The organism is Lyngbya sp. CCY1209 (assembly GCF_035615495.1).
In the GTDB taxonomy this organism is placed as follows: Bacteria; Cyanobacteriota; Cyanobacteriia; order Cyanobacteriales; family Microcoleaceae; genus Limnospira.
Genome location: NZ_JAJENU010000467.1, coordinates 1 through 4,197, shown reverse-complemented (window position 1 = coordinate 4,197; position 4,197 = coordinate 1). Strand labels below are relative to the sequence as shown.

At 51.4% G+C, this 4,197-nt stretch carries 3 protein-coding genes; all 3 read left to right on the top strand.

Translation table 11 applies throughout. The features are described 5' to 3' along the window. Nucleotides 1–107 precede the first annotated feature (107 nt). Complete coding sequence (locus tag LKE08_RS14820) at nt 108–851, top strand: hypothetical protein (protein ID WP_324705013.1); 744 nt, start codon at nt 108–110, stop codon at nt 849–851. Between the two features lie 116 nt (nt 852–967). Then, entirely contained in the window at nt 968–1,810 is an 843-nt protein-coding gene (locus LKE08_RS14815) for a hypothetical protein (protein WP_324705012.1), read from the top strand. 20 nt (nt 1,811–1,830) lie between these two features. Beyond that, nucleotides 1,831–3,852, top strand: coding sequence for a VgrG-related protein (locus LKE08_RS14810; RefSeq protein WP_324705011.1), 2,022 nt, complete (start codon nt 1,831–1,833; stop codon nt 3,850–3,852). Nucleotides 3,853–4,197 lie beyond the last annotated feature (345 nt).

The window sequence follows — 4,197 nt, the reverse complement described above, 5'->3', positions numbered from 1 at the left end:
CAGAAACTTCGGCTTCGGAAACGATAACAGATGCGATCGCATCTCCCGACTCATCCCCAATTCAGCGAGAATCCGAATCTTCCCCAATTCCGAGACAGCCAGAAACTTTGGCTTCGGAAACGATAACAGATGCGATCACTCCTCCTGAATCCTCCCCAATTCAAAGGAAATCCGTTACCCATCCCAATCTGACGGTTAGAGAAATGTTGTCTGATGGCAGTTTGCCGGAGATTCAACGAGTCATAAAAACCTTAAAAAGTGATGTAAATATCAGTGCATTTAAAAATAATAAAAATCAAAGAAATCAATTTTTAAATTCTTCTAATTTCAGTCCAGAACGTCAGAAACAGAAACCCGTTGGCGTTGTCCCCAAGTCCGGAGATAATATTGAAGAATTGATGACATTTCAATCGAGTCTTGAAAATCGTCAATCAATGCCACCAAAATTTTCCAAACCAAAAAGTGAATATTTGCCCGATAGCACCCAGGTTAGTGCCAAAGGAAAAATCATGTCTTCTCAGTTCTATAACAAACCGATTGCCACCCGAAATTTGATGGAAAAAACCATCGAAAATCGGGCGATTTTAAAAGAAAAAATATCCCCGGAAAAAGGTCATAAGATTCAACCGCTTGGACGGCGAGACTTGGACGAACTGGAAGAACATATTAGCACCCAACCATCGAGCCAAGAACCCGAGAAGGAGAAAAAACAGGAAGAAAAAGAACAAGTCGTGACGTCCGAACACCTGGAAGCACTAGCCCGAGAAATATATGCCTCAATTTGCCAGAGACTTCAAATCGAACGGGAGCGATATGGCTCGGTGCCCAACTCTCGCCGTCTTCCTTGGTGATGGGAGCCATTTTAGCCACCCCCAAATATAAAGAAAAGTAAAAAAAAGACCAAAATTAAATATAAAATGCTAGAATAAATTTGGAATGTATTCATCCTTAATAAAGGAGGAAAATTATGACGAAAACCAGTTCGGCGAAGGAGGCAGGCAAAGAGATAGTAACCAGTGTAGCCGATATCGCATTGCTAAAAGGAGCTGCCATATACGATAAAACTAGAGATACCGATTATTTGTCTCTGGAGAGAAAGAAAGAGTCTGCGGCTAGTGCTCTTTATCAACGTTGGGGGTTCAAAAGTGGAAAACTTGTCAAAGCGGCTCTGATTCCCAGAAGCGGAGAAAGTGCCAATATTATCCGCTTTCAATTTAACCCCACCGACCTCCAGTTGAGTCGTTCCGTTTCCATCGAAGATATCAAAGGGGCGCGGACGAGCCGAGGCTTGCCGAAAGTCAACTTTGGTTTTGTTGAACCCTACCAAATGACCCTAACCGACCTGGTATTCGACACCTACGAAACGGGCGAAAATGTATTGAATAAAATTAAGCCCATCCTGGATTCCGTTGACTTCAGTTCCTTCAAAGATCCGTTTAAAGAAGAAGGCGGGTACAGCGAGAGGATGGTCAAAGCCGATGTGACCAATACTTTCATTTCGACCGGGGTTTCGAGCCTTACAAAAAGCCTGGGTGATATCGATTTTGATGTCATGGAATTGGCCGAATATGGTGGCGGAGATATCGAATCCCAGGCCCTAGAATTGCGACGCCCTCCGGTGTATTATTTGATTTGGGGCGACAAAAATTATATGCGCTGCATGGTGGAAAGTTTGGATTACAAATTGACGATGTTCAAGCCGGACGGCACGCCGGTACGCGCCCGAGTCACCCTGAAACTCAAAGAAGTCGATCTGGGGGTCGCCGATCGCAGCTTCAGCGAACGTCGTAAAATTCTCAAAAAATCCTAGAATCAGAATTATTGTGAGTCATGGCAAGCGATCGCAGTCTCTACGTTTCCAGTCCCCTCCTGCAAATCGAAGGCGCCAGTTCATCGTCCCTGTCGGCTTTGATAAACGACCTGATTCAAATTTCGGTCGAAGAAAGCCTGCACCTGCCGGGGATGTTCACATTAGTCATCAATAACCCCTTCGTTCCCGTAGATGACGAAAGCGAAACCTGGCAACACGATCCGCTGCTGCAAATTGGCAAAAAAGTGAAGATCGGTTTTCAGGGGAGCACGACAGATTCTCCAGAATTCGATCGCGATCGCCAAGACTACATTATCGAAGGGGAAATTACCGCCATCGAAACCCACTTCACCAGCGACACACGGGCGCCCATCGTCGTCCGCGGCTACGACATATCCCACCGCCTGCACCGGGGACGCTACAACCGTTCATTTCAAGATTATACCGACAGCGATATCGTCGCCAAAATTGCCCGGGAAGTGGGCATCGACCGGGGTACAATCGACCCCAGCGAGGAAAAAAAAGCCTACATTTTCCAGGAAAACCAAACCAATATGGAATTCCTGCGAGAAAGAGCCGCCCGGATCGGATTTGAACTGTTCGTCCAAGACGGAAAACTGTTCTTTCGCAAACCCCGAGCCGGAGATATTTTAAAACTCAAATGGCTGACGGACTTTGAAACATTTCGCGTCCGCGTCACCAGTGCCGAACAGGTCAAATCGGTGGAAGTGCACGGCTGGGATTACCATCGAAAACAGCCGATCGTCTCCGTCGCCGACCGGGACGAAACCATCACCCGCGTCGAAGGCAATTCGCCGCGGCCGTCTCCGAACGGCGGCTTCACGGCCCCCAACTTCGGCAGCAACTGCCCCCCACCCAAACTGATAGTGGTGGATAAGCCGGTTTCGAGCCCCAAAGAGGCCGATCGCATGGCCCAGGCCCTCTACGACGAACTCGGGGGAGAATTCATCCAGGCCGACTCCCAGGCCCCGGGAAACCCCCAAATTCGGGTCGGAAAAGTGGTGGAACTGACCGACATGGGGCGCTACGGGGGCCGCTACTACATCACCGAAACCCGCCACCTGTACCAGGAGGGCAGGTACACCACCGAATTCGCCGTCCGGGGGCTGCGGGGCGGCTCAATTTTCCACACCCTTTCGCCCCAAACCGCCCTCAAACCGGGTCAAACCCACCTCGTCGGCATTGTCACCCACAACGACGACCCGGAAGGACTCGGCCGGGTGCGAGTCAAATTTCCCACCCTCACCCCGGAACCCGACGGCAGCGCCCACGCCAGCGCCTGGGCCCGGGTGGTGGGCGTCGGTGCTGGCCCGGACCGGGGCTTTTACTGTTTGCCGGAAATCAACGACGAGGTGCTGGTGGCCTTTGAACACGGGGACATCCATCGGCCCTACGTCATCGGCGGGGTGTGGAACGGCCAAGATAAGCCCCCGGATGGGGTGGAGGAGACGATTTCGAGGACGGGGAAAGTGCGTCTGCGGAGCTTCGCCACCCCCGCAGGCCACCAAATTCAGTTCGTCGAGGAGGACCGAAACCGCCAGAGTCAGGAGGGGGTGTATATCCGCACCGGCGGGGGCCACGAAATCCGCCTCAACGACAGCGATCGCAGCATCGAGATCGCCACTTCCGGGGGCCAGCGCATCCGCATCGACGATCGCACCGGCAAAATTGACATCCTCACCCCCAACGTCGGCGTGACGGGGACTTTGACCGCCGCAGCCCTGGTGGTCGGCGGGGCGGGGGGGACAAACGTGGCCGACGCGATCGCCAATTTGGGTGCCCAAGTTCAGCAACAACGGCAGGACTTTCAGAATTACGTCAACACCCAGGCGGCGATCGACCGCCAGCAAAACCAGACCGCCGCCGCCCTCAATAACCAACTTCGCAATCAACAGCGGCGTTTCGAGAACGTCCTCGAACAGCAACAGGACCTAGACGAACGGCAAGATCGGGCCACCCAGGAGCTGCAGCGACAGCTCCGGGAGGCCCAGGAACAGGCGATGGAGATGCGGGATCGATAATAATTGATAATTGATAATTATTGATGTTTTCCCGATTCCTGCCACCCCGGGGGACAGGGCCGGTCAGTTTCATCATTCTTGATAAAAATTAAACAATCTTAATTATTGGGAAAAAGAGACAAAATTTTTATTAAGATCGATGGTGGCGATCGCCCCGTTCGGTATAATTATCGGCATTGTGCGATTCGTTCGGGAGTGAAATAAGGCTGAAATGCCTGAAATAGCCTCCCGGTAAGGCTTCCATCCCCTTGGATGGAGATAAGGGACGCACCCCTGACCAGCCTTATAACTGTCTGTATGTTCCAAGTTTAGTATCACACGATACTAAATGAGGTCGGAACTCTC